Origin of the sequence: Arsenophonus nasoniae (assembly GCF_004768525.1) — a bacterium.
Lineage (GTDB): Bacteria > Pseudomonadota > Gammaproteobacteria > Enterobacterales > Enterobacteriaceae > Arsenophonus > Arsenophonus nasoniae.
The window spans coordinates 335,949-360,390 of the sequence record NZ_CP038613.1 but is presented as its reverse complement, the minus strand read 5'-3'; the positions used below and the strand labels follow the sequence as shown (position 1 = coordinate 360,390).

The 24,442-nt window shown below is 39.7% G+C and carries 23 protein-coding genes and 2 pseudogenes; 7 read left to right on the top strand and 18 right to left on the bottom strand.

The window, feature by feature from the left end; genetic code table 11:
* Positions 1-70: 70 nt before the first annotated feature.
* Positions 71-691: pseudogene (istB, locus tag ArsFIN_RS01605) on the top strand (IS21-like element helper ATPase IstB); the annotation flags it as partial.
* A 66-nt stretch (positions 692-757) separates the two neighbouring features.
* Here istB and ArsFIN_RS01600 read toward each other — a convergent pair.
* Together ArsFIN_RS01600 and ArsFIN_RS01595 are read right to left on the bottom strand one after the other, a co-directional pair.
* Positions 758-1,696: pseudogene (locus ArsFIN_RS01600) on the bottom strand (IS91 family transposase); the annotation flags it as partial.
* A gap of 9 nt (positions 1,697-1,705) precedes the next feature.
* Positions 1,706-2,164: a hypothetical protein gene (locus ArsFIN_RS01595; RefSeq protein WP_135677422.1), complete on the bottom strand. Its 459-nt coding sequence runs from the start codon at positions 2,162-2,164 to the stop codon at positions 1,706-1,708.
* 252 nt (positions 2,165-2,416) lie between these two features.
* Here ArsFIN_RS01595 and ArsFIN_RS01590 point away from each other — a divergent pair, with 252 nt between their 5' ends.
* Positions 2,417-2,923, top strand: a complete 507-nt coding sequence (locus tag ArsFIN_RS01590) for a GNAT family N-acetyltransferase (protein ID WP_026822600.1) — start codon at positions 2,417-2,419, stop codon at positions 2,921-2,923.
* On the opposite strand, the gene ArsFIN_RS01585 is transcribed toward ArsFIN_RS01590, so the two are convergent.
* The gene (locus tag ArsFIN_RS01585; RefSeq protein WP_026822601.1) at positions 2,900-3,205 is read right to left on the bottom strand and encodes a GIY-YIG nuclease family protein; all 306 of its coding nucleotides are present in this window, start codon (positions 3,203-3,205) and stop codon (positions 2,900-2,902) included. The genes ArsFIN_RS01590 and ArsFIN_RS01585 overlap by 24 nt on opposite strands.
* 270 nt (positions 3,206-3,475) lie before the next feature.
* On the opposite strand from ArsFIN_RS01585, the gene ArsFIN_RS01580 reads away from it, so the two are divergent.
* Both ArsFIN_RS01580 and ArsFIN_RS01575 read left to right on the top strand, forming a co-directional pair.
* Positions 3,476-3,769 (top strand): YdgH/BhsA/McbA family protein, encoded by a 294-nt coding sequence (locus tag ArsFIN_RS01580; protein WP_081700641.1) that lies wholly within the window; start codon positions 3,476-3,478, stop codon positions 3,767-3,769.
* A 105-nt stretch (positions 3,770-3,874) separates the two neighbouring features.
* Positions 3,875-4,315 (top strand): YhbP family protein, encoded by a 441-nt coding sequence (locus tag ArsFIN_RS01575; RefSeq protein ID WP_026822603.1) that lies wholly within the window; start codon positions 3,875-3,877, stop codon positions 4,313-4,315.
* Here ArsFIN_RS01575 and nrdG read toward each other — a convergent pair.
* The 5 genes from nrdG to pyrB all read right to left on the bottom strand — a co-directional run bounded on the left by nrdG (position 4,312) and on the right by pyrB (position 9,153).
* Complete coding sequence (gene nrdG / locus ArsFIN_RS01570; protein WP_026822604.1) at positions 4,312-4,776, bottom strand: anaerobic ribonucleoside-triphosphate reductase-activating protein; 465 nt, start codon at positions 4,774-4,776, stop codon at positions 4,312-4,314. The two genes, ArsFIN_RS01575 and nrdG, sit on opposite strands and share 4 nt — an antisense overlap.
* Before the next feature lie 4 nt (positions 4,777-4,780).
* Complete coding sequence (gene nrdD / locus ArsFIN_RS01565; protein ID WP_026822605.1) at positions 4,781-6,913, bottom strand: anaerobic ribonucleoside-triphosphate reductase; 2,133 nt, start codon at positions 6,911-6,913, stop codon at positions 4,781-4,783.
* Between the two features lie 345 nt (positions 6,914-7,258).
* Positions 7,259-7,645, bottom strand: coding sequence for a RidA family protein (locus tag ArsFIN_RS01560; RefSeq protein ID WP_026822606.1), 387 nt, complete (start codon positions 7,643-7,645; stop codon positions 7,259-7,261).
* Positions 7,646-7,741: 96 nt separating this feature from the next.
* Complete coding sequence (pyrI, locus tag ArsFIN_RS01555) at positions 7,742-8,206, bottom strand: aspartate carbamoyltransferase regulatory subunit (RefSeq protein WP_026822607.1); 465 nt, start codon at positions 8,204-8,206, stop codon at positions 7,742-7,744.
* A gap of 11 nt (positions 8,207-8,217) precedes the next feature.
* Entirely contained in the window at positions 8,218-9,153 is a 936-nt protein-coding gene (gene pyrB / locus ArsFIN_RS01550; RefSeq protein ID WP_026822608.1) for an aspartate carbamoyltransferase, read from the bottom strand.
* Positions 9,154-9,935: 782 nt separating this feature from the next.
* Here pyrB and rraB point away from each other — a divergent pair.
* On the top strand, positions 9,936-10,391 hold the full coding sequence (rraB, locus tag ArsFIN_RS01545; protein ID WP_051296995.1) for a ribonuclease E inhibitor RraB: 456 nt from the start codon (positions 9,936-9,938) through the stop codon (positions 10,389-10,391).
* A gap of 134 nt (positions 10,392-10,525) precedes the next feature.
* Here rraB and ArsFIN_RS01540 read toward each other — a convergent pair whose 3' ends face one another.
* From ArsFIN_RS01540 to pepA, 3 genes are read right to left on the bottom strand one after another with little or no spacing between them, the layout of a single operon-like run.
* A complete protein-coding gene (locus tag ArsFIN_RS01540; protein WP_034249507.1) occupies positions 10,526-13,423 on the bottom strand; it encodes a valine--tRNA ligase in 2,898 nt (965 codons plus the stop codon).
* A 16-nt stretch (positions 13,424-13,439) separates the two neighbouring features.
* Positions 13,440-13,889, bottom strand: a complete 450-nt coding sequence (locus ArsFIN_RS01535; protein ID WP_026822611.1) for a DNA polymerase III subunit chi — start codon at positions 13,887-13,889, stop codon at positions 13,440-13,442.
* A 52-nt stretch (positions 13,890-13,941) separates the two neighbouring features.
* Positions 13,942-15,462, bottom strand: coding sequence for a leucyl aminopeptidase (gene pepA, locus ArsFIN_RS01530; RefSeq protein ID WP_026822612.1), 1,521 nt, complete (start codon positions 15,460-15,462; stop codon positions 13,942-13,944).
* A 291-nt stretch (positions 15,463-15,753) separates the two neighbouring features.
* On the opposite strand from pepA, the gene lptF reads away from it, so the two are divergent.
* A complete protein-coding gene (lptF, locus tag ArsFIN_RS01525) occupies positions 15,754-16,851 on the top strand; it encodes an LPS export ABC transporter permease LptF (RefSeq protein ID WP_026822613.1) in 1,098 nt (365 codons plus the stop codon).
* The gene (gene lptG / locus ArsFIN_RS01520; protein WP_026822614.1) at positions 16,851-17,927 is read left to right on the top strand and encodes an LPS export ABC transporter permease LptG; all 1,077 of its coding nucleotides are present in this window, start codon (positions 16,851-16,853) and stop codon (positions 17,925-17,927) included. The genes lptF and lptG overlap by 1 nt, the downstream gene beginning before the upstream one ends.
* A 78-nt stretch (positions 17,928-18,005) precedes the next feature.
* Here lptG and ampH read toward each other — a convergent pair whose 3' ends face one another.
* The 7 genes from ampH to ArsFIN_RS01485 form a co-directional block, all read right to left on the bottom strand.
* Positions 18,006-19,298 (bottom strand): D-alanyl-D-alanine-carboxypeptidase/endopeptidase AmpH, encoded by a 1,293-nt coding sequence (gene ampH, locus ArsFIN_RS01515; protein WP_071846862.1) that lies wholly within the window; start codon positions 19,296-19,298, stop codon positions 18,006-18,008.
* Positions 19,299-19,580: 282 nt separating this feature from the next.
* Entirely contained in the window at positions 19,581-19,637 is a 57-nt protein-coding gene (locus tag ArsFIN_RS28685) for a hypothetical protein (protein WP_407062031.1), read from the bottom strand.
* Entirely contained in the window at positions 19,631-20,839 is a 1,209-nt protein-coding gene (locus tag ArsFIN_RS01505) for a hypothetical protein (RefSeq protein ID WP_026822615.1), read from the bottom strand. The genes ArsFIN_RS28685 and ArsFIN_RS01505 overlap by 7 nt, the downstream gene beginning before the upstream one ends.
* Positions 20,840-20,881: 42 nt before the next feature.
* Positions 20,882-21,706 carry a hypothetical protein gene (locus ArsFIN_RS01500; protein WP_026822616.1) on the bottom strand — a complete coding sequence of 275 codons (825 nt, stop codon included), beginning with the start codon at positions 21,704-21,706 and terminating at the stop codon, positions 20,882-20,884.
* A gap of 13 nt (positions 21,707-21,719) precedes the next feature.
* Positions 21,720-23,585, bottom strand: a complete 1,866-nt coding sequence (sctE, locus tag ArsFIN_RS01495; protein ID WP_026822617.1) for a type III secretion system translocon subunit SctE — start codon at positions 23,583-23,585, stop codon at positions 21,720-21,722.
* Between the two features lie 26 nt (positions 23,586-23,611).
* On the bottom strand, positions 23,612-23,845 hold the full coding sequence (locus tag ArsFIN_RS01490; RefSeq protein ID WP_026822618.1) for a hypothetical protein: 234 nt from the start codon (positions 23,843-23,845) through the stop codon (positions 23,612-23,614).
* Between the two features lie 7 nt (positions 23,846-23,852).
* Entirely contained in the window at positions 23,853-24,368 is a 516-nt protein-coding gene (locus ArsFIN_RS01485) for a SycD/LcrH family type III secretion system chaperone (RefSeq protein WP_034249510.1), read from the bottom strand.
* Between the last annotated feature and the right edge of the window lie 74 nt (positions 24,369-24,442).

Below are 24,442 nucleotides of genomic sequence, written 5' to 3'. Positions count from 1 at the left end.
TTATACCTATAAGATTTTGCTTAATTATAAGCTATAAATCTCTACAGTTTTATTAGACCACTACAAATGTGAGCAACAACAACGAGATGAACGAACTCGTAATCTTTTGAGTCGGATGGCAGGATTCCCAGCACATAAAGAACTTAATACGTTCGATTTTAAGTTTGCAACGGGGATCCCCAAACAACACATACAGGAATTAAGCGCATTAACGTTTATTGAACGTAATGAAAATGTCGTGTTGCTTGGCCCAAGCGGTGTAGGCAAAACGCATTTAGCTATTGGGTTAGGATTAAAAGCAGTACAGGCCAAGAAGAAAACCCGCTTTACCACGGCAGCTGAACTGATGTTGCAACTCTCAACTGCCAAACGACAAAATAAGCTCAAACAATATCTATCACGTTCGGTGATGGCCCCGAAGTTGTTGATTATCGATGAGATTGGATACCTGCCGTTTGGGCGAGAAGAAGCAAACCTGTTTTTCAATGTGATTGCCAAGCGTTATGAGCATGGCAGTGTCATATTGACGAGTAACCTATCATTTGGGCAATGGCCAAGTGCTTTTGCTGATGACGCAACATTAACTGCCGCTATGCTTGATCGTTTACTTCATCATTCGCATGTACTGCAATTAAGCGGTGAAAGCTACCGATTGAAAGATAAGCGGCGCTCAGGAGCAATAACTGAGTAAAACAGTGGATCAATTTTGATTGATCGGATTTAGATAAAAAGTGGATCAGTTTTCGGTGATCGTTGACACCATTTTAAAATGCCTGGCCGGAATATGGCTTATATAGCGTCTAATCATCTCTTCCTGCGGCAGAGTCTGCTGCCGATGCTGGCCAGTTCGGTGGTCATGGTAGTGATGAACAACGGCACCCCCTCGGTAATGCCGCAGTTTTGACGCAGATACCGGTGGGCGTTTAAGGTAGCGACCGAGGTACTTAACACTATGCCATGCCCCTTTCGTTTTTTTAGCAAAGTGCACTTTCCAATAACGTCCGTACTGCGCCCTCAAGTAACGCCGCCAATGTTTTTTGTCACGGATATGGCCAAGACCGGGAAGAAGGCCAGGGTTAATTAAATCATAACTGTGACGCAGTAGTCGGATAACAGCCCCTCGCCAGATTTCTTCGACATCCTTTTTTTTGAAAAACAGCTTTCGCCATACACTATGTTTACTATCCAAACCCCCTCGAGTGACGGAAACATGAACATGCGGATGTTGATTGAGTTGCCGGCCATAAGTATGCAAGGCACAGAAAATACCAATTTCGATACCCTGTTTGCGAGCCAACTGCAGCATAGCTCGAGTGGCTGCCCGAAACAGAGCATTAAGTAGCGGCCAGTTATTGTTAAAAAAAGGCCAAAGGAGATGTGGCATGGTGAAAGTAATGTGTTGCCAGTCGCAGTCGGGTAAAATATGAACCTGCTGTGCTAACCACTGCTCGGTGGCTTTAAAGCCACATGAACTGCAGGCTTTTGACTTACAGCTTTGGCAGAAAAAACGGCTGTGAGAACAATCAGACGAAGCGCAACAATAGCGCCGGACACCCATGGCACAAGTGCCGCAGGCAAGCATGCGCTCCACAGATAAACTCGTCCACGAACTAACGCTATCGCCGTATTTTTCGAGGAATTTATTCCAACCGTCATCAATGGTGAAAAGTAGTTTAGCAGGACGAGGGATATACATCTGACTCAATTACCTTATGGGCATCTTGCCAAAGAAACAGAAATTGTCAGATTCGTCAGCCCAGTTATCGGTGTGTTTATCCCAGGGTTCAAAGGAAACAGGGATTATTCCTAGCTCCGTATAGGTGATGAATTCATCGGCAGGCAGACTTTCAGTTATTACCCCCTCAGTGTAGTCGTATCCAGCGTCATCGGCTTGGTCTTGGCGTTGTTCAAAACTCCTGATAATCGTGACTAGCGGCGGGTAATACTGCGTGTCGAGAAAAAATTGGGGGCCGAGTCGGACGCAGTGGCGTATGGCTTCTTTTAGGGTGTCATAAAAAAATTCAGGCGGTCTGTCATCATCATTTTCGGGTGGGAGAGAGATCATAAAACGTTTCGGATAAACAGGCGCTGTGGCACGTGAAGTGACGGGCAGCCTGCCTGATTTAACCGGTTTACGCTTTCTGGGAGATTTATTGCGAGCCATCGAGATGAATCCCTGAAAAAAATTAACCTACTGCAGAGTATAAAACAGTACTCAACTCATTAACATCCCCGAAGCAGCACCGCTGCGCCGCTCACGCGTAGCGTGCTACGTTCGTCTATATGTAAAAAATCTATTGGGTGCCTTTGAATTAGAGACCATGCCTGCCATTTTACGCTTTGGTTTATTGCAATTCGCTGATTTGATTAAACTAGTCCAAAATGAAAATATTGATTATAAAGAGCGTGCATTATCATGCTAATTCGCGTTGAAATTCCTGTTGATGCGCCAGGCATTGATCAATTATTACGCCAATCATTTCCCACCGGTGCTGAGGCTGATTTAGTGCAAAAATTGCGTCAGGACGGTTTATTTGTATTGGAAATGGTGGCGACTGATGATAAAGGACAAATTATTGGTTATATCGGCTTTACCTTAGTCGATGTCAACGGTGATAAGGAATGTCAATGGGTGGGATTAGCACCATTAGCTGTTGCTAGCGCTTATCAGCGACAAGGTATTGGCGCAAAATTGGTTTATGACGGCTTAGATAGTCTAAACGAATTTGGTTATAAAGCGGTAGTGGTGGTTGGTGATCCGAATTATTACCGTCGTTTTGGTTTTACGCTGGCTCAGCAGCATGGACTTACATGTAAATGGTCTGGAATGGAAGCCTATTTTCAAGTTTATGCGTTAGAGAATGGTAATTTAGCCGATTATGCAGGACGAGTTAATTTTTCATCTTATTTTGATGATTGCTAATTTAGCAAGATAGCCAGCCAGATCTAAAGGTTGGTCTGCGACAAGTTGCTCTTTTTGTACTTTGGACAATTGTTTTATTTGATATTCTAACGACAATGCGTCTGAATGGCTATCTAGTTGGCATTGGTATACTAATAAAAGAGGCGATTTACCTCTTAACGCTTTAGCGCCTTTGCCTAAATGATGTTGTTGCAAGCGGCGCGCGATATCCGTGCTGATGCCAGTATAAAGCGCATTTTGTCCATTTCTGATCAGATAAATTGACCAAGGCTTTTTCGTCATATTATGTTGATTCAATTAGATTTTTAGTTAATTTAACAGAAAAAATAAGTTATTTTTCTATACCGATTTTGTCGTGACAATAAGTCCTATAAGGTGTGTAAACGCTATTTTAACCAAGTTAAAACAATTATTTTTATATGTTATTCATTTTTTTTGAAAGACAGCAACAAAAAAAACTAATCCAAAATTTTAACTAGTGCCTATACTATGATCTATATCACAGGAATAACCAATAATATTTCTGAATGATAATAATCAATTAAGGAGTTTATGATGAAAAAATTACCAGTTGCTTTAATTTTGGTTTTAGGTGCGTTGTCATTTGGTGCAATGGCTGATCAGGCAAAAGAAGTAGTAGAATTCCCTGCTCAACAACCAATGGGAATTGTCTCTGTAGTTACGGGAGAAACGCCTACTAGTGCCGTTGAACAGTTAGCTGAAAAAGCTGCCAAAGAAGGGGCAACTAGTTATCATGTTACCTTTTTAGCTTATACACAAAATAAAGTACAAGCTAATGCTAGAATCTATGGTAACAGTCAAGTTACTGCGCCAGTTTATAGATAATTGGTAGTATAAATTATCGGATGATGGCAGCTTTGATTTTTGATAAAAACACGCTGAAGAATTATTTTTCAGCGTGTTTTTACTTAAGGAGAGAGATTATCCACTATGTTTGCTGCTCAACCCTCATTGGCTATTATGCAACAATACCTTTCACGTCAGCATGTTTTTTCGCTATTTACCTCTTTTCAATCCGATAGTTGGCCGGCCATCTGTTTTTATACTTTTAACGCCCAAACGATGTCGTTATATTTTCTGACCGAAACCACTACTCGCCATGGCCAATTGATGCTTAAAAACCCGATTGTCGCTGGCACTATTTGTTGTCAAAGCAAAGCAGTAGCCAAGATCCAAGGGATACAATTTACTGGTAAAGTCCATTCCCTGACTGGCAAACAAGAACAGCAAGCTCGGCAAAATTATCATCGGCGCTTTCCGGTCGCTATGGCGGCCAGTATCCCTATCTGGCAATTATCTTTACAACAGATCAAAATGGTCAATAATAAGCTAGGTTTTGGCACCAAACTGATTTGGCATCGTGACAGTTAAGCTAATTTATGGATCACTTGGTTATGACTACCTCGCCATAATAGATTGGGTTCATGAAGCGCTTGAATAAATTTCCCATCAACTATTACATCAAGATAGTTAACGACGGCGCGTTGATTGGCGGTTAATTGGTCAAGGGTATAACCGGTCCACAGCCAAATATCTTTATCGGGGCATTCAAGTTTGATGCGTTTAACCAACTGTAAAATTGCTGCTACATTTTGTGGATGCAACGGGTCGCCGCCAGAAAGGGAAAGTCCCTGACGGACGATCCTTTGGTCTTGTAGATCAGTGATAATTTGATTTTCTATTACTTGGGTAAACGGTTTACCAGAGTCAATTTTCCAGGTGCTTTTATTGTAACAACCTTTACATTGATGGAGACAACCCGCGACAAATAACGTACAACGTGTTCCTGTGCCATTAACCACATCAACCGGGTAATATCGATGATAATTCATAATGTTATCCAAGTTGACCATTTTTCATATGTTTAACGCGTCGTTTAACTTCTTCTTGTTTACCGCTATTGAAGGGTCTGGCATCGGGGCTGCCCAGATAACCACAAACACGGCGAATAACCGAAACGCGGGTTGGATCATGATTATCGCAAGATGGGCAGACAAATCCTTTACTGGTACAAGCGAATTCGCCGGCAAACCCACATTCATAACATTCGTCAATTGGGGTATTGGTACCATAATAGGGGATATGATGATAGCTATAATCCCAGACATCTTCTAATGCTTTCAAGTTATGTTGTAAATTTGGATATTCACCGTAGCAGATAAAGCCACCACTTGCTAAAGCCGGGTAAGGTGCTTCAAAGTCAATTTTATCGTAAGGATTGACCTGTTTTTCAACATCCAGATGAAAACTATTGGTATAGTATCCTTTATCAGTAACACCCTCGATTAAGCCAAATTCAGCCACATCTAAGCGACAAAATCGGTCACATAAATTTTCACTGGGAGTACTATATAAGCTAAATCCATAACCAGTCTCAGCTTTCCAGCGATCTGTCGCTGTACGCAGTTGTTTAATGATCTGATAGGCTTTTTGCCGCAGAGTCTCATCATCAAAAACGTGTTTTTGCGTGCCATAAAGTGCATTGATTGTTTCATGCAGACCGATATAACCTAAAGAAATCGATGCACGACCACGTTTAAATATTTCAGCAATATTGTCTTCCGCTTGTAAACGAACGCCACAGGCACCCTCCATATAGAGAATAGGGGCGACACGCGCTTTGACATTTTCTAGTCTGGCGATACGCGTCATCAGCGCTTTTTTGGTAATTGCCAATCTGCTATCTAGGATTTGGTAAAATTGCTGTTCGTTACTTTTAGCCTCAATGGCTATTCGAGGCAAGTTAATACTGATCACACCAAGATTATTACGTCCTTCATGGATAGCTTGCCCTTGCTCTTCATAAACGCCTAAAAAACTACGACAACCCATTGGTGTTTTGAAGGAGCCTGTAACATTGACCACTTGATCATAGTTAAGAATATCTGGGTACATCCGTTTACTGGCACACTCTAGTGCCAGTTGTTTAATATCGTAATTTGGATCGCCGTATTGGTGATTGATCCCCTTACGGATAGCAAAAACTAATTTTGGAAATACCGCGGTTTTACGATTTTTACCGAGTCCAGCTAAACGATTTTGTAAGATCGATTTTTGGATCAATCGCGACTCTTTTGAAGTTCCTAAGCCAAAGCCAAAAGTAACAAAAGGGGTTTGTCCATTTGCGGTGTGCAGTGTGTTGACTTCATATTCCAGTGATTGAAAAGCGTCATAACACTCTTTTTCTGTTCTGCTCTCAGCGTAGTCCAATTGGTCGGCAATTTGCCATTCTTTGGCAATTTTTAAGTGTTTTTTATAGCTCGCTTCAACAAATGGCGCCAGTACTTCATCGATACGATTAATGGTTGTACCGCCATAAATATGACTGGCCACTTGGGCAATAATTTGTGCCGTCACGGCGGTAGCGGTTGAAATCGATTTTGGTGGCTCGATTTCAGCATTACCCATTTTAAAACCTTTGGTTAACATCCCTTGCAAATCGATTAGCATACAGTTAAACATTGGAAAAAAAGGTGAGTAATCAAGATCATGATAGTGAATTTCACCACGTTCATGTGCGATAACAACATCACGCGGTAAAATATGTTGTTTTGCATAATGCTTAGCAACAATGCCGGCTAATAAATCGCGTTGAGTGGGAATAACCTTACTGTCTTTATTTGCATTCTCATTGAGTAATGAAACATTACTTTGCTCAATCAAGCCGCGAATTTCGTGAGTGAGGCGACTACGTTGTTCTCTGGCAATATCCCGTTCATGGCGATATGCAATGTAATTTCTGGCCAGATCTTTATAACGACCGGCCATCAGTTGATTTTCAACCGCATCTTGGATTTCATGAATATCAACGGTTTGGCGGTTGCCTAATTGTTGTTCGACGACTGAGGCGACAACTGCACAATATTGATCATCGCAAATCCCAGTGGCTGCACGCATGACGGCTTCTTTGATCCGATTTTTATCAAAAAGAACCTGACAACCATCGCGTTTAATAACTACTGTTTTCACAATAGGCTCCTCCAATAGTTATCCACAATTTAATCACAATAAATAATGCAGTATTAATTTGTGGATAGACCTGTCTATAAATTCTATATATAGTGCTTTACTATATATTAAAGCACAATATATAGTATCTGAGGTTTATTTAGCAGGACTTTTATTGATCTAAAACAAAGAAATTGGATGTTGTTTGTTTTTTAGCTAAATGTTAATAACAACAGCGAGGTTTACGTAGCTAATTATTTAAAAATCTTTATAGAAAAAGTTTCTATAAAGATTTTCGTTAAGTAAATGGTTAACTCCCTAGCAATCACTAAGTTTCATTAGCCATAATACCAAAGTGAGTGAAATTTATTTGCGAATAGCTATCGCTTCAATTTCTATGCAAACATCTTTGGGTAAGCGAGCAACTTCGACGCAAGAACGAGCAGGATAAGGCGCATTATGTTTGTTAAAAAAAGCTTCATAAGTCGCATTTACACTCGCAAAATCATTCAGATCTTTAACAAAAACGGTAGTTTTAACAATATTAGCTACATTGAGCCCTGCTTTTTCTACAATAGCCTGAATGTTTTCCAGAGATTGCGTTGTTTGAGCAATTATGTCCGCCGCTATTTCACCGGTTTTCGGATCAACTGGAATTTGGCCGGATGTAATAATTATGTTGCCAAGATCAACACCTTGTACATAAGGGCCGATAGCTGCTGGCGCGTTTTCAGTTTTAATTTCGTAGGACATAAGTTGTTCTTTACCTTGTAGTCTAAAAGTTGATCATCAATTTACTAGCACCACTATCTTAGTGGTCGACATGAATGGGTGTTATATAATACCGCATTACATATTATTAATTACCGCATGTCGATCAAAGGTTTTTTCACAATATTTGCATGTCAGAATGACTTCATTATGCAGCTGTTTAACGTTAAAACTGCTACTAACGGGCTCATTATGGCTAATGCAATTACTGTTAGGGCAGATCAAAACCGCATCAATTTGTTCAGGTAAACTAATTGATAGTTTTTTTTCCACTTTATAGTCTTTAATACAATTAACAGTTGCATGGGGAGCATACATAGCCAGTTCGTTTGCTTGTTCAGGTGTGAGAAAGGTATTTTCAATTTTAATCAAATCTTTTTTACCTAAGTGATTAGAAGGTAAATTTAAACCAATAGTAATACGCTGATCCGTTTGCGTTAATTTAAACAGTGAAAGTAACTTAAAACCCATTTGGGCAGGAATATGGTCGATAACAGTGCCACAGCTAATTGCTTCCACTTGTAATTTGTGGTTATTTGCCATAATAGAATGCCTCAGAAATTAATAGTTTTGTTTAGTATCAACGCTAAAAGTGCTTGTCGTGCATAGATACCATTACCCGCTTGCTGAAAATAGTAAGCATGAGATGTTTTATCAACATCAGTGGTAATTTCATCAATACGTGGTAAAGGATGTAAAACTTTCATGCCAGGTTTAGCGCTGGTTAGTTCATGACTGGTTAAAATAAATTGGGCTTTAACATTGGCATATTCCGAAGGATCTAAACGCTCTTTTTGCACTCGTGTTATATACAGAATGTCCAGTTTTGGCAACGCCGCTTCTATGTTGTCATGTAAGCTATAAGTTATCCCTTTTTCTTCTAACAGATGTAGGATATGGGCTGGCATGGCTAAAGCTTCCGGCGCAATAAAATAGAAATGATTATTGTCAAATTTCGATAATGCTTGGGTTAATGAATGAACGGTTCGGCCATATTTCAGATCGCCAACCATCGCAATATGTAAATTATTTAAACTGCCTTGGCTCTCTTGAATGGTGAACAGATCGAGTAGTGTCTGTGTAGGATGTTGATTGGCTCCATCACCGGCGTTGATGACCGGGATTTTACCTGCAAACTGAGCTGCTAAACGTGATGCGCCTTCTTGTGGATGGCGGATAACAATGGCATCAACATATTGGCTAATAACCGATATCGTATCTGCCAGGGTTTCGCCTTTTTTTCCTAACGAAGTATTATTGCTATCGGAAAACCCCACCACAGAAGCCCCTAAGCGGTGAATAGCGGTTTCGAAAGAAAGGCGTGTACGGGTGGAGGCTTCAAAGAAACAACTGGCAATCACTTTATGTTTTAGTAGCTCCGGTTGGGGGTAATGTTTTAGTGACCTAGCAACTTCAAGTACAGCGAGTAGATCTTCACGTTTTAAATCATTTATCGAGATTATGTCTCGAAGATACAACGGATTAACCATCGTGTTGTTCCTCCTTTCTTTATGCCATGTCTAATTGTTATGCCAAAAAAAAGCCCCTCATTGAGGGGCTTGAATAAATAGGGTTGGCCGAGGAGGAAATGCAATAACTAAATAGCCCATTGGCAGCAATGCATATATTAATTCTTTTAAGCATTGGTTATGCATTTTTTCTCCCACAAAAATTTTGGCGCATTATACGCCGCTCTGTCAGTATAGCAAGTGATCGCGGAAAGAAAATTGATAAAATTTTTTAAAAATATAATGCATTGAATTCAGATGAAATTTTTTGCAGCCAAACAAAATAATTTTTGCTAATCGTATTGAGGCATATTTTGGCAAAATTAGCTAATAATGCTTAGTTGTTAATAATTTGGTTTATGGCTTGTTTTCGGTTATTTATTCATCAGAAACAATTTTATTAATCAACCTTTTTTTGGAGATATTCACTCAAATAATTATAAACAGGTTACTATTGATTAAACATAACTCTGTAATTTTATTCATTTTTTTATATTTAAGTCATATTCAAAGCATGATCATAAAAAATCCAAATCAATCCGGATATAAATTTCTTTGTTGTAATAGTAGCTCTCCTTCGTTGGCTATGGGAGAATGCAAAAGTTACTGTCATATTAATACAGAGGGAGCGCGACATGGTTAATAAAAAAGTACTAGGAGAGCAGCAGGAAGATACCCGTTTGGATGTTGAAAATGTAGCGACGGATAGCAGTGATCCTAATGTGTTTTATGAAATAGAGCATTACCTTTCAGCTGAAGAGTTGATGTCGTTTAAAAAAGCCTTATCAGAACAGCAAATTTCCACAGAAAATTTGTTACTAGAAAAAAAAGCAGTCGCAGAGCAGCGAGCAGAAACACATTCAATTATTGAAGAATTATTGGAAGATGGTAGTGATCCGAATGCTCTGTATGAAATAGAACATCACTTTTCGGCCAAAGATTTTAAATTATTGGAAAAAGCGGCAATAGTGGCATTTAAATTAGGTTATGAAGTACACGATGCTGAAGAGCTAGAAATTGAAGATGGTACGGTATTGATGTGTTGTGATGTCTATCGGGATAGTGCGCTTGATGCAGAATTAATTAATAAGCAAGTTGTGCAATTGATGGTGTTAACGGAAAAAATTGGCATTAACTACGATGGTTGGGGGACATTCTTTGAAGACCCTAATTATGATGATGCGGAAGAAAAGCCCGTAGAACCTAAGGCATTACATTAGAATCATATTTTTAGAATGAAAAGAACCGCGATTATCAATCAGTTGATAAAGCGGATTAAGCTGAGTAAATACTGGTTAGAGTAAGTTTGTGAGTCAACAGCACTGCTGCACAAAATAGCAGTGCTGTTGCTTATTCAAAGTGAGCTAATAGTGACTTTTTGATTAGTCAGTTTTTGTTTTGCTGCTAAATGAACCGCTAGGCGTTCACGCTCTTTTTCAACAACAGCAGCAGGTGCTCGGCTGACAAAGCTATCATTAGCTAATTTGTTTTCAATTGCTGCTATCTCTTTGGTCAATTTATGCAGCTCTTTATCTAGCCGCGCTAATTCGGCATCTTTATCGACTAAATCTGCCATTGGGATCAACACTTCAGCGCCATCTATCAGTTTAGTCACAGCAAGGGGGGTTGGTTGCAGTTCATCCAAAACAGTAATAGCGCTAAGACGAGCCATCGCTTGAATAAAATTCAGATTTTCTGTCACACGTCGTTTTGTTGCATGGTTAGTGCCGCGTAATAGCAGATCTAATGACTTAGCGGGTGAAATATTCATTTCTGCCCGAATGTTTCGTATAGCGATAATGAGTTCTTTGATCCATTCCAAATCATGGCGTGCTGCTTCATCAACCTTGTCGGCTGCAAAGATTGGAAAAGGCTGTAACATGATGGTGTCTTGTTGGATGCCCTTAACCACTTTCACCCGTTGCCAAATGGTCTCGGTAATAAATGGAATAATAGGATGTGCCAGTCGTAATAAGCTTTCCAGTATTTCAATCAAGGTATAACGTGTTGCACGAATTTCTGCTTCATTTCCCTTATGAATCGCGGGTTTAGACAGTTCTAAATACCAATCGCAAAATTGGTTCCAGGTAAATTCATACAAAATATTGGCGGCGATATCAAAGCGATAAGAATCCAGTGCTTCACGGTACAGTTTTACCGTTTGGTTAAATTCTGCCATGATCCAGCGATCAGCCAGCGAAAAAATCATTTCTCCACCCTGCTGACCACAATCTTGTCCTTCAGTATTCATCAAGACATAACGACTCGCATTCCACAGTTTATTACAGAAATTGCGGTAACCAGTCAGGCGTTTCATATCCCAATTGATGTCTCGCCCGGTCGATGCTAATGCTGCCAGCGTAAAGCGTAAAGCGTCGGTACCATGCGCTTTAATGCCCTGTGGATATTCTTTGCGCGTACGTTTAGCAATTTTTTCGGCTAAATGGGGCTGCATCATATTGCCCGTCCGTTTCGTCACTAGATCCTCCAAGGAGATACCATCGATCATATCAAGCGGATCGATGACATTGCCTTTGGATTTTGATATTTTTTGCCCTTCTTCATCACGGATCAGGCCTGTCATATAGACGGTTTTAAAAGGAATTTGCCCTTGACCATTTTCATCTTTGATGAAATACATTGTCAGCATGATCATGCGGGCTATCCAGAAAAAGATAATATCAAAACCACTGACCAACACATCTGTTGGATGGAACGTTTTTAACGCTTCGCTATTTTCTGGCCAACCTAATGTTGAGAAGGTCCAAAGACCAGAAGAGAACCAAGTATCTAATACATCTTCATCCTGATGTAAACTAATATCAGCGCTGAGATTGTTCTCTCGACGCACTTCGTCTTCGTCATGACCGACATAGACATTACCGGATTCATCATACCAAGCGGGTATTCTATGCCCCCACCATAATTGGCGTGAAATACACCAATCTTGGATATCCTGCATCCAGGAAAAATACATATTTTCATACTGTTTAGGAACAAACTGAATACGACCCTCTTTTACCGCAGCAATGGCTTGTTTTGCTAATGGTAGGGTACGAACATACCATTGATCAGTCAGCATTGGCTCAATAACAACGCCGCCACGATCGCCATAAGGAACGGTAAGTTGATGCGGTTTTATGGCGACTAATAATCCGAGTTTTTCTAATTCGTTTACTATCGCTTTACGGGCAGCAAAACGTTCCATTCCCTGGTAGGATGCAGGGATTGTCGCTGTATAAATCGTGCTAGGGTTGCCGGTGCTGTCGAATACTTCAGCTTGTTGACGGATATGTCCATTGAAATCGAAAATATTGATCATGGGCAACTGGTGACGTTTACCCACTTCATAGTCGTTAAAATCGTGCGCTGGTGTGATCTTCACACAGCCAGTGCCTTTTTCCATATCGGCGTGTTCATCACCGACGATAGGAATACGACGATTAACTAAGGGTAATAAAATTTGTTTGCCAATTAAATTCTTATAGCGTGGATCGGCGGGATTAACCGCCACACCCGTATCACCAAGCATGGTTTCAGGTCGAGTAGTTGCAACAACTAGGTAATCTTGGCCTTCTGTGGTTTTTACACCATCAGCAAGGGGATAACGTAAATGCCACATAAAACCGTTAACTTCTCGATTTTCAACTTCTAAATCGGAAATAGCGGTATGCAGTTTAGGATCCCAGTTGACTAATCGTTTACCGCGATAAATAAGATCATCTTGATAGAGTCGGATAAATGCTTCTTTTACTGCTTTGGAGAGACCTTTATCCATCGTAAAGCGTTCACGTTGCCAATCAACAGAATCACCCAATCGTCGCATTTGCTGAGAAATATTACCGCCTGATTCGGCTTTCCATTGCCAAATTTTTTCAATAAACGCTTCTCTGCCATAATCGTGGCGAGTTTTATTCTCTTCAGCGCTAATTTTGCGCTCAACAACCATCTGAGTGGCGATCCCCGCGTGATCTGTGCCGCTTTGCCAAAGCGTGTTTTTTCCTTGCATGCGCTGGTAGCGAATTAAGGTGTCCATGATTGTTTGCTGAAAAGCATGCCCCATATGCAGGTTACCGGTCACATTTGGTGGAGGGATCACGATACAAAAACTCTGTTTGCTGTTATCACCGTGCGGTGCAAAATAGCCATTCTTTTCCCAGTGTGCATATAAAGGTTGTTCAATTGCCGCTGGCTGATAAGTTTTGTCGAGCGATGGCTCAGACTGAGTTTGATTTGCGGGTTTCTTTTCCATCTTGCTTCGTTATTTATTAAGTTGTTGGTGGTGCTGCCATGATCAAATTAAACCCCATGTTGCGATAAGTTTTGTATCGTTCACGCGCCAACTGTTTCAAATGTTCATCAGTAGGTACAAAGTCTATCACTTCATGGAATGTTGTGGCAAAGTCTGCAAATGTTGATTGTAGATTTATCAATATATCTCTTGCTGAGCTACCCCGTTTTGTTGGCCAACAAAGCTCAACAGGTGCGCCATAGCGAGGGCCTTCACCGGCTAAATTATGTGGGACAAATTGATAAGGTTCTCTTTGCCAAAGTATTTCATCCAATTTTTCGGCTTGTATTTGATCCTCACAAGCAATTAAAACACGTTTACCCATCCGCCAGTTTTCTGCTGCTAGCTGACAGGCTAACCATTCATGACTTTCAAGTTCTGCTTGTGAAGATAGCTGCTCTATTAAATAGAAAGTTGCTTTTTTCATCGCATTACGGTTATGGGAAAAGGGTATTGCTTACAATACCCTATTATTAAATTCACTGGTGCGATTTTTCGTCACAGTTTATATAAGCACGATTTAACAGAAATTGAGCAAGTAATGCTACAGGGCGGCCTGTTGCTCCTTTTGTTTTTCCAGATTGCCAAGCTGTTCCTGCAATATCTAAATGTGCCCAGTGATATTTAGTGGCAAAACGCTCTAGGAAACAGCCAGCGGTAATTGCACCACCCGAACGGCCTCCTATATTCGCAAGATCAGCAAAGTTTGATTCTAACTGCTCATAGAATTCTTCTGCCAGAGGTAGTTGCCATGCTTTATCGCCTGTTTGCTTAGCGGCGCTAAGTAATTCATGGGCTAAAGGATTATGATTTGACATTAATCCACTATAATGATTACCAAGTGCAATAATACAGGCTCCGGTTAAAGTTGCAACATCAATTACCACATCAGGATCAAAACGTTCTATATAAGTTAGTGTGTCACAAAGAACTAATCTTCCTTCCGCATCGGTATTGAGGACTTCTACTGTCTGTCCTGACATGGTAGTTAAAATATCACCGGGTCGATAAGCTTTACCGCTCGGCATATTTTCACAACCCGCTAATACGGCAATAACGTTAATCGGCAGTTTTAGTTCAGCAACAAAGCGCATAACGCCATAAACAGTTGCGGCTCCGCACATATCATATTTCATTTCATCCATGCCATCGGATGGTTTAATAGAAATCCCGCCAGAGTCAAAAGTTAATCCTTTACCGACTAACACAATCGGTTTAGCCGCTGGATCGGTGCTTCCTTTGTATTCCATAATCGACATTAGCGATTCATTTTGTGAGCCTTGGCCAACGGCTAAATAAGCATTCATTGCCAGCTCTTTCATCTGCTCTTCGCCAATTACTTTGGTGGTAAGATTTTGATAATTGTCAGCTAACTGACGAGCTTGTGAAGCTAAATAGGCAGCATTGCAAATATTGGGCGGCATATTAGCCAGATCTTTTGCTGACTTAATGCCTATTGAGACAGCAAGGCCGTGTGAAATAGCGCGCTCGCCATTGGCTAAATCACGGCGTGTTGGGACATTAAAGACGATTTTACGTAAGGGTCGTCGTGGCTCGCTCTTATTACTTTTGAGTTGATTAAATACATATAACGTTTCTTTGGCGGTTTCCACTGCTTGGCGAACTTTCCAATAATTATTGCGGCTTTTTACATGCAATTCTGTTAGAAAGCACACAGCTTCCATTGAGCCGGTTTCATTTAAGGTATTAATTGTTTTTTGGATAATCTGTTTATATTGACGCTCATCGAGTTCACGTTCTTTACCGCATCCAACTAACAGAATACGTTCAGATAATATATTAGGAACATGGTGCAGTAATAGCGTTTGGCCAACTTTACCTTCCAGTTCTCCGCGGCGTAGTAAGGCACTGATATAGCCGTCACTGATAGTATCCAGTTGTTCGGCTATAGGGGATAAGCGGCGAGGTTCAAATACCCCAACAATAATACAGGCGCTACGCTGTTTCTCTGGGCTACCGCTTTTTACACTAAACTCCATGCATTCTCCTGAATTTTAAAGACAAAGATTGATACTATCGCTAAAATTAACGAACAGTATAAATTTACCTTATGAAATAGCTGCTTTATGTTAAACTAACCCAATGGTTTACGGATAGTAATAGATAACGATTTAGCATATTCTGTTTGGTGTTCCAATAGTTAATGCTACATTTATCATCATGATACATTGTAACGATTAAGAAAACCAAAATATTGTACGTAACTGTAACTATACGATGAAGTTAGCTATTTTGCTGCAAAAAACAAGTTTTCCACAGGTGTAATTAGTGTGATTATAATTCGATATTTAGTTAAGGAAACGCTGAAAAGTCAAGTTGCAATACTTTTTATCCTGATTTTAATTTTTTTTAGTCAAAAAACAATCAATATATTAAGTTCAGCGGTTCAGGGAAATATTCCTTCCGATTTAGTTTTTCCTCTGTTGGGGCTTGGTATCCCTGAAATGGCACAATTGATTTTGCCATTAAGTCTGTTTCTTGGACTGTTAATGACTTACAGTAAACTCTATATCGATAGTGAAATTACTGTTATGCATGCCTGTGGCTTGGGTAAAAAGGTATTAGTAATAGCGGCCTTAATTCTGGCATTATTTACCGCTCTGATTGCGGCAGTCAATGTAGCATGGATGTTACCCTGGTCAGCAAAATATCAAGAACAAGCTTTAGCGGATGCGCAAGCCAATCCTGGTTTAACTCATATGGTTGAGGGGCGATTCAAAACAACCAAGGATCAAAATATTGTTCTTTATATCAGTGAGGTAAAAGGCAAGAATTTTACTGATGTCTTTATGGCGCAATTACGTCCGGTTAATAATCAACGCCCTTCGGTAGTGATTGCCGAAAGTGGCCGTATCCGCGAGGATCAAAACGGTAATCAAATTGTGGTATTAGACAAAGGAACCCGCTACGAAGGCACTGCGTTATTACGCGATTTTCGCATAACGGATTTTAAGGATTATCAGGCGGTGATCGATCATAAAGAAACGGCAGCTACAGGCGATAAAATCGAGCAAAAGGATATGTTGCAATTGTGGCATGCCACAGATGCTGAATCAAAAGCGGAATTTCACTGGCGTTTAACATTGGTGGTGGCAGTACTGATTATGGCCTTGATGGTTGTGCCATTGAGTGAAGTTAACCCCAGGCAGGGTCGAGTGTTAAGTATGTTACCGGCCATGTTGCTTTATTTAATTTTCTTTCTATTACAAAGTACTTTGCACTCCAATGCAGAAAAAGGTGAAATTGATCCTACGATAACAATGTGGTTAGTTAATGCGGCTTTTCTGCTATTAGCGCTTATATTGAATATTTGGGATACCGTTTGGATGCGTCGGCTACGTGCTAAGTTCTATCAAGGAGCCGCCTAATGTTTGGTGTATTAGATAAATATATTGGGCGTACTATTCTCTCTTCAATCCTAATGACCCTTTTTATGTTGATTTCATTATCGGGCATTATTAAATTTGTTGAGCAATTAAGAAAAGTGGGTGATGGTGAGTATACCACCTGGAGTGCAGGGATTTTTACTTTATTAACCGTTCCCAGAGATATTGAAGTCTTTTTTCCAATGGCGGCACTGTTAGGCGCATTACTTGGTTTGGGAACTCTAGCAACCCGTAGTGAATTGGTGGTGATGCAGGCTGCTGGTTTTTCTCGCCTACAGGTTGCGATGTCAGTGATGAAGACTGCGATCCCTTTAGTGATCCTAACGATGGTTATTGGGGAATGGGTTGCTCCTGCAGCAGAGCAGTGGGCGCGTAACTATCGGGCGGAAAAAATTGTTGGTCGATCGTTAATGGTAACAGATCGTGGTTTATGGGCTAAAGATGGTAATGATTTTATTCATATTCAGCGTGTTATCGGTAAAAATGAAATAAAAGAAGTTTCCATCTATCAATTTGATGCACAGAAGAAACTGCAAGCGGTTATTTTTGCTGCTTCAGGCCGCTATAACACTGATACTCATCAATGGCAATTGTCACAAGTAGATAAGTCATTGATTAACAATGAAAAGGATATTACTGGCTCACAGAGTTTATTGATGGATTGGAAAATCAATCTAAACCCAGAAAAATTGGGCGTGGTTTCTCTGGAACCGGATTCGCTACCAATACGAGGTCTTTATAAATACGTTAAATATCTTAAGGAGAGTGGGCAAGAAGCGTCAGTCTATCAATTAAGTATGTGGAAGAAAATTCTATCACCGCTTTCTGTCGCCGTCATGATGTTAATGGCCCTATCATTTATTTTTGGGCCGCTGCGAAGTGTGGCAATGGGGGTAAGAGTATTGATCGGTATTTCTGGCGGATTTATTTTTTATCTGCTCAATGAGGGTTTTGGTAATTTAGGTTTAGTCTATGGTGTTCCGCCAATAATCGCTGCAATGTTACCCAGTGTACTATTTCTTGGATTTAGCATTTTATTATTAATGCGGCGTCAATAATGCGCTTTTACAGTATGGTTAGCTCTATTATTAATCCGTTACCATGCTGATAAAAAAATTTATTGCCTATTATTTGGCTTAACCATGATCAGGGCTTTCTAGCAGTTTTTTAACCAGATTTACCGCAAAATCTTGTTTGGTTGGCTGAAAAGTATCATTATTGTGGTTGATGGTAAGTGCCGCGGTTAAATCATTGATTCCTTGGGTTAAGCGACTAAATTTACTGCCTTTTTTGCGTGAAATCACCGCAAAGATACCGATACGTTGTTGTGGGATCATGGTCATATAGGTATTAAAACCCCCACCGCCACCGGTTTTTTGATAAATGCCGGGAATGCCATCTCGTGGATTCATATAAACCCATCCAAGGCCAATACCATCGGCATGCCCAGCGACGTCCATCCCTTTTATGTCGGTAAGCATATCGCGAGCAAAATAGATCGCTTGTTCACGTTGAGCGGTTGTTTTACTAACTTGGGGATGGGTTGACAGAAATTGTTGCATCCATCTTTGCATATCAGCTGGTGTAGAATAAACACCTCCACTGCCGGCGGCAGCTAACGTACTAATACATGGACTGGATTTATAACCGACCATTAGGCGAGAACATTGATGGGTAGTTGGGGTAAAAGTTGTATCATACATTTCGCTTGGTAGGGTTATTTTTTCGGCAAAAAGTTGTTTATAAGATTTTCCTGCTGCTTTTGCCAAAGCATCTGCTAGTAGATCATAAGCCAGATTAGAATAGGCGGCTTTCGTTCCAGGTAAACACTTCATTTTTGCTTTTTTCAACCATGCCCAACGATTTGTCTGGGTTGGCCAAACAAATACCGTTCGCCCGATTTTACCGCCAGGTTGTTCCCTGGGTAAACCGCTGGTATGACTAGCCAGGTGATATAAGCGAATTGGTTCTTTGCCATTATAAATAGGGATATGAGTACCGAAATAGCTATAGTTTTGTAGTGGATCAGTAATGCGTAATTTTTTATCCGCTTCTAATTTGATCATCACTTCACTGGTCATTAATTTTGTTAATGAAGCAATGCGGATCAATGAATCAGGGCCAGGGGTTTTTCGGCTACCTGGAGCCGTTTCACCATAATAACGGGTGACTATCTGATCATTGTCGATAACCACGATTGCCATCCCTTGTGGATTTGTTTCAGTAAAAATTTGGCTAGCAAAACGATCGACTAAATCAGTCGTTTTTTCAGTAGTGGGTTGATGACGATTTAGAATTTCCAACGCTGTTGGCGAAGATGATGCCGTTTTGGCTGATGGAAATTTTGTTACTGTTGTCGATGACGAGCAACTAGTGAGTGAAATAAATAGAGTAAAGGCTGAAAAGAATTTTAGGCAAAATAGTTGCATTCTTAATAAACCAATATGAATAAATTTTTATAAATAATCGCCTGATAAATGTTCAATTTTCATTAAAGCCTTTGCCAGGCACCTAAATAAAAACCTAATTATGTTATCGATGCTTTACGTTCTATATACTATAACACTCTAATTATAGAGAAATTATGAATATAAGCTACAAAACTATTCTCTGATGTTCTATTACTAGCATAATAATCTGAAAAATAGATCGCATAAAAGAGTAGTCATAAAATACTACTCTTTATTATTCAAATGAGGATGAACCTGGGATTAACGTAAAAAGCTTTTGGCGCTATCTTGCATAGCATTGATGGTACTACTTAAAATTTTAACGAAGTTATCATAGTTAGTATTGTGGCCGTATTGTAACGTTGTGACAACTCATCTAGCATGGCTTGATAATCTTTTTTAGTCGTATCAATCGCGGTATTGATTAGATTGAAACGCGCCTGGGAAATCTCAAGATTATCTGTGGTTGGTTGTTGCAAATTTTCCACTACTTGAATAACACGCGCTAATGGTTTGGGATCAATTTTTATTTTAATTATAATACCTTGCGTTAAACTTTCTGCATTGATTTGAGATAAATCGGGCGCTTCCATTAAAGTGCCGGTAACTTTTTGTTCAAAAGATTGGCGATAGCTTTGCATCAGTGCCAAAGCTTGCGCTTCGGTATAACGCACACCGCTATTATCGCCAACTTTTTGATAATCACCTTCCGCTAGTTTGATAAATTTAATTTCTTGTTGATAAATGATCCCCGTCGGTTCTTGCGATAATTTAGTGTGTAATTGTTGTAAATCCTCCAGCATTTTCTGTTGCTTAAGAGTAATAAAGTTATCTTTTGAGCTTTCACTGACGTAATTACTGACATCAGAAAGTGAGCCGCTAATCTCCTGAAATTTTTCCATACTATTTTTAAATATATCGCGGTAACAGTGCAGATAACTCTTATTGGCATCGCTAATAGTCTGTTTAATATCATTAAACATTACCATTAATGAATTATAATTATTTTCTGTTAATGTTTGCTGCTGTTGTGTAAGTTGTTCTGCTGTAGGTAATAACGCATTACGTGACTGATAATAGCTTTTGCTAATAGGAGGGGGATTTTTATCATATAATAGTCGAGCTAGGTTAGTTTGGCCGCGATCTGTTAGTGCCTTACCTTGTTCTACTAATGCTTCACCTTGTTTTATTAGTGCCTGATCTTTAGTTATTCTTCCATATATTATATTTTGCGTTCCCTTTTCTGTCTCTTTATTGCCATTTTTTATATCGTTGAGTGCACTTTGTGTGGCAAAAAGATACGCTTTTTGTTTGTTTTGTAATGCATCATTTTGGTTATTATCGCTAAGATCATATTCGATTGTCTCAGACAGTAAAATAGTTAATTCTGTTGGTAAGATAGGTGTAATATTATTATTTAATGAAATATTAGCATCGATAACTGGATGACTAGAGTCATTATGTTTTATCTCAGTAGAACATGCAGCAGAGTGTGGTGTTGAATTTGTTGAAATTACCATAAAAATTTCGTCTAGTTATTGTTCATTGAATACGTGCTAACGTTAAGCTCTAATATTACCTGAGATGGTGGATACGGTTTGTTGGCTATATTCGATCATCTTATTGAGAATTTGTATCATTTTATTCTTTACCTCTTCATTGATATTTTCTTCCCGTTGATGGGTTTCGCCGGTGGTATTATTAATTTGTTGCTCAGTTTCTAAAATACGCTGGTTACCTTGTTCTTTAATTTGTCCAGCAGCTAAGGGCTGCTGAGTCATTTGGCTGATTGGGTTTGATAAGTTACTGACGGCATTTCCGGCTATCAGTGAGCTATTTTGTGGACTGCCAATTATGTTGTTGGTGGTTTGTGACAGTCCTTTAAGACTGATCCCTGCGCCGGCAACTGTCATTCCCAGACTTAAAGAGCTACCGGCGATAGCACTTGTCAATAATGAGCCGGCTTCTGTGTATTTACTGTCTTTGACTTTTTCGCTGGATTGTAATGTGGTAATTTTAAGTTTATCGCCACTTTCACGGCTTTTAGCATTAAGTTCTCTTAATGTTGTTGATATTTTATTAAGTAGCGCTAGTAATTGCACATCACTAGTACCTAATAAATTCATCACTATAGGCGGTGATTTTTCTAAACGATCGATTAACGCCTCGGAATCTTTTTCCACTGTTGGTGGTGTGAGTAGCGGTAAATTAGTTTGATTGATTTGTTCTTTGGTCGTTTGTTCAATCTGCTGTTGTGCTGTTTTGCTAGCCAAGATCTGAGATGCTATTTTGTCAGATGTTGAGTTAGGTTCTGTAATGTTTTTGACATCCAATTGAGTTATTGGCGAAACAGAATGTTTAGTGATTGAAGGAGTAATAGTTGTCATGATTAAGTCCTTTTTATGCCATGGTGTTTAAGTTATGAGTAATATATTTACCGGTATGTAGGCTTTGGCTGCCCATTTCGCCAATTTTGCGCATTAACTCAGCCACAGTTTCCATTTCCTGGGCAAAGTTATCCATCACTTGGTTAAGCAGTTTATCCAGTTGAGCCATTATTTGGTTAATGACCGTTAAATCGCCTAACCGTTTGATAACATCAGCTTCTAAATTTGCAGCATGGAGATTTAAACCGGCACTAGTATTAGCATTAACCACAGAAAGACCGATTAAGCTTTTTTGTACCATTGAGGCATTGATATATGGAGCCAATTTATTTTTCATGCTACTGATTAATGTATTATTGATCGTTTTGTCCAGTAAGTTATTGAATGCTTGTTTGATAGCAATAGCAATCATTTTGCTGGTATCGTTGCCGACGATGCGTGCTAAGTTACTCAATAGATTATTGATCATCTTGTCCAATAATTGATTTAGAGCACGTTTAAGCTTGTCCGCGATAATTTTACCAATCATTTTACCCGCCACACTGGCTAATTTTGCTGTGCCAATGGCGGCAGCAACCATTGTCACTGCAACAATAATCGTGGCGACAATGTCGGTTATCTCTTTGGCCTGTTTTTTCAATTCGACGATTTCACTTTCTGATGCTCCATTTAACTTAGCTTCACTAACCGCGATTTGGCATAGAAAGTCAGAGATCGATTCTGCCATTTTCATCATCGCTTCACCGACTGGCGCTAATGCTTTATTCATAAAAGAGCCACCACCGGCTGCCTGACAAATGGTATCCGCGGCCAATAAGGCGATCCCGACTGCGGCTAAAGCCAGACTGGCACCACCAGTAAAAGCAGCGGCCACTACACCAACCGCTGCAATTAACCAGGAAAAAATTTGGCTACCAATCGCCATCCATTTACGCGCTTCTTCTGCTTTACGGATTTTTTCATCGATATCCTGTGCGCGTTTTTCTGCCTGGATTTCAGTCATGCGTTGCATTTCTTGCAAAATTTCTCGTTGGCTACTCATGCTCTCCAGTGTGAGTGAACCAAGCAATTCACGCATTTTGGCCATCAGATAAGTAAGTTTAGCGCTGCCTTGCAGATGCTGCGATTCCAGTTCGATTAATGTTTTAAAGGTGGCTAGCTTTAAACTGAAAATACTTTTTTCTGCTTGATTAAGTTGATTATTAATATCGTTATTATATTTAAGGCTGGTTAGTCGTTTACGCTGAGCTTCTGTATCACGCACTAGACTTTTATAAGCACCTTGGGCGTAAGAGATTGAGCTTAATGTTCGCTTGTAATCATTCATCGAATGACGCACAGCGTTATACCATTCTGTATGGATAATACCATTATCACGCCATTCCTTATCGGTTTGACTGGTGCTATCACTAAAGATAGGTTTTAGGCGATTATGTTCAATGCCTTGGCAAAATTGTTTAATGGCAAGTTTTTTTTGGTTAAGTTCATCAACAGATAATTTGGCATTAGTTAAATCTAACTTCAGCCATGGAAACTCTTCCTCTAAGAGTTTGCTCATCTGTTGCCGATCAGTGAGGCGATTTTTTCCTGCAATAGCTTGCCTAAGCCTGCCACTGAGACCCTGATTTGCAAATAGATTGGCCAGTGCATTGGCACCGTCTTCGGTTTGTTCATGTAGCCCGTTGGCGACACGTAACCAACTGTCAATAAAATCATCTCGATGCTGGTTGAGCTTTTTTTCAACTTCCAGATAGATTTGTTCAACTTTTTTGGCTTGTTGAATCTGATGATTCAACTGGGCTTGAATTTTCCATTGGGTAAGATTTTCGCGTAGATTTTTAATCTCATTTTTACCGATCAATTGTTGATATTGTTTCATTAATAACAGTAATTGGGCATTATTATCTACGCTAGATAAAGAATTATCTGTGGGTGGAGTAAGGATCGGTATATTTGTATCAGATTGATTTTGACTGGCCGTTTTTTTTGTTCGTTTTCAATTACACTATTGACTAGTTGGATGATATTTTTTTGTAGCGCGGTTAATTGGTTGACCAGATTATTATCCGCGCTTATGTCTTGCTTTACAGCAGTAAAAGGGTGTGCTTTGTTAGCTGTTAATCGGTTAATTTCTACCATCTTTAGGTCATCCTTGATTATCGTCATTTGATGGAGAGGTTGTTAAGAGTTCAAGATAGGCTTGCGCTCTATTCTTTAATTCTTGCTCGCTGCTATGTTGATAGACTTTCTGAAAGCAGTATTTAGCTTTCTCTTTTTCACCGATAATAAGATTACATTGTCCACCGTAGAACATCGGGCGGTAGTCATTATCCCCATGTATATAAGCCAGCGCGTAGAGATCAAGCGCTGTTTCATACTGTTTTTGTAGCTGTTTAACCGCTCCTAATCCCATAATGTAATCGCTATTATTAAAATCATATAAGCAGAGAAAACGAAAAAAGGTTTCAGCTTCTTCCAATTTACCTTGTTGATAAAAATCATATGCAAAGCGGTAAACACCATCCATCAGTTCAGCGGGTATGCCTTCTAAATCCTTTAAGCTGGTACCTTGCTGCAGGGCTTCTGTCACCAGTTCAGTATACTCATCTAATTGAGCATCGGTGTTATTATCATTTCGGTTGGTCGTATTTTGCTGTTCCATAGCATCTTCTCGCTTTATTTATAACAGAGTAAAGGAATTTAAGCGGTTTAACTTGCAAAAATCCGCCAAGTTAA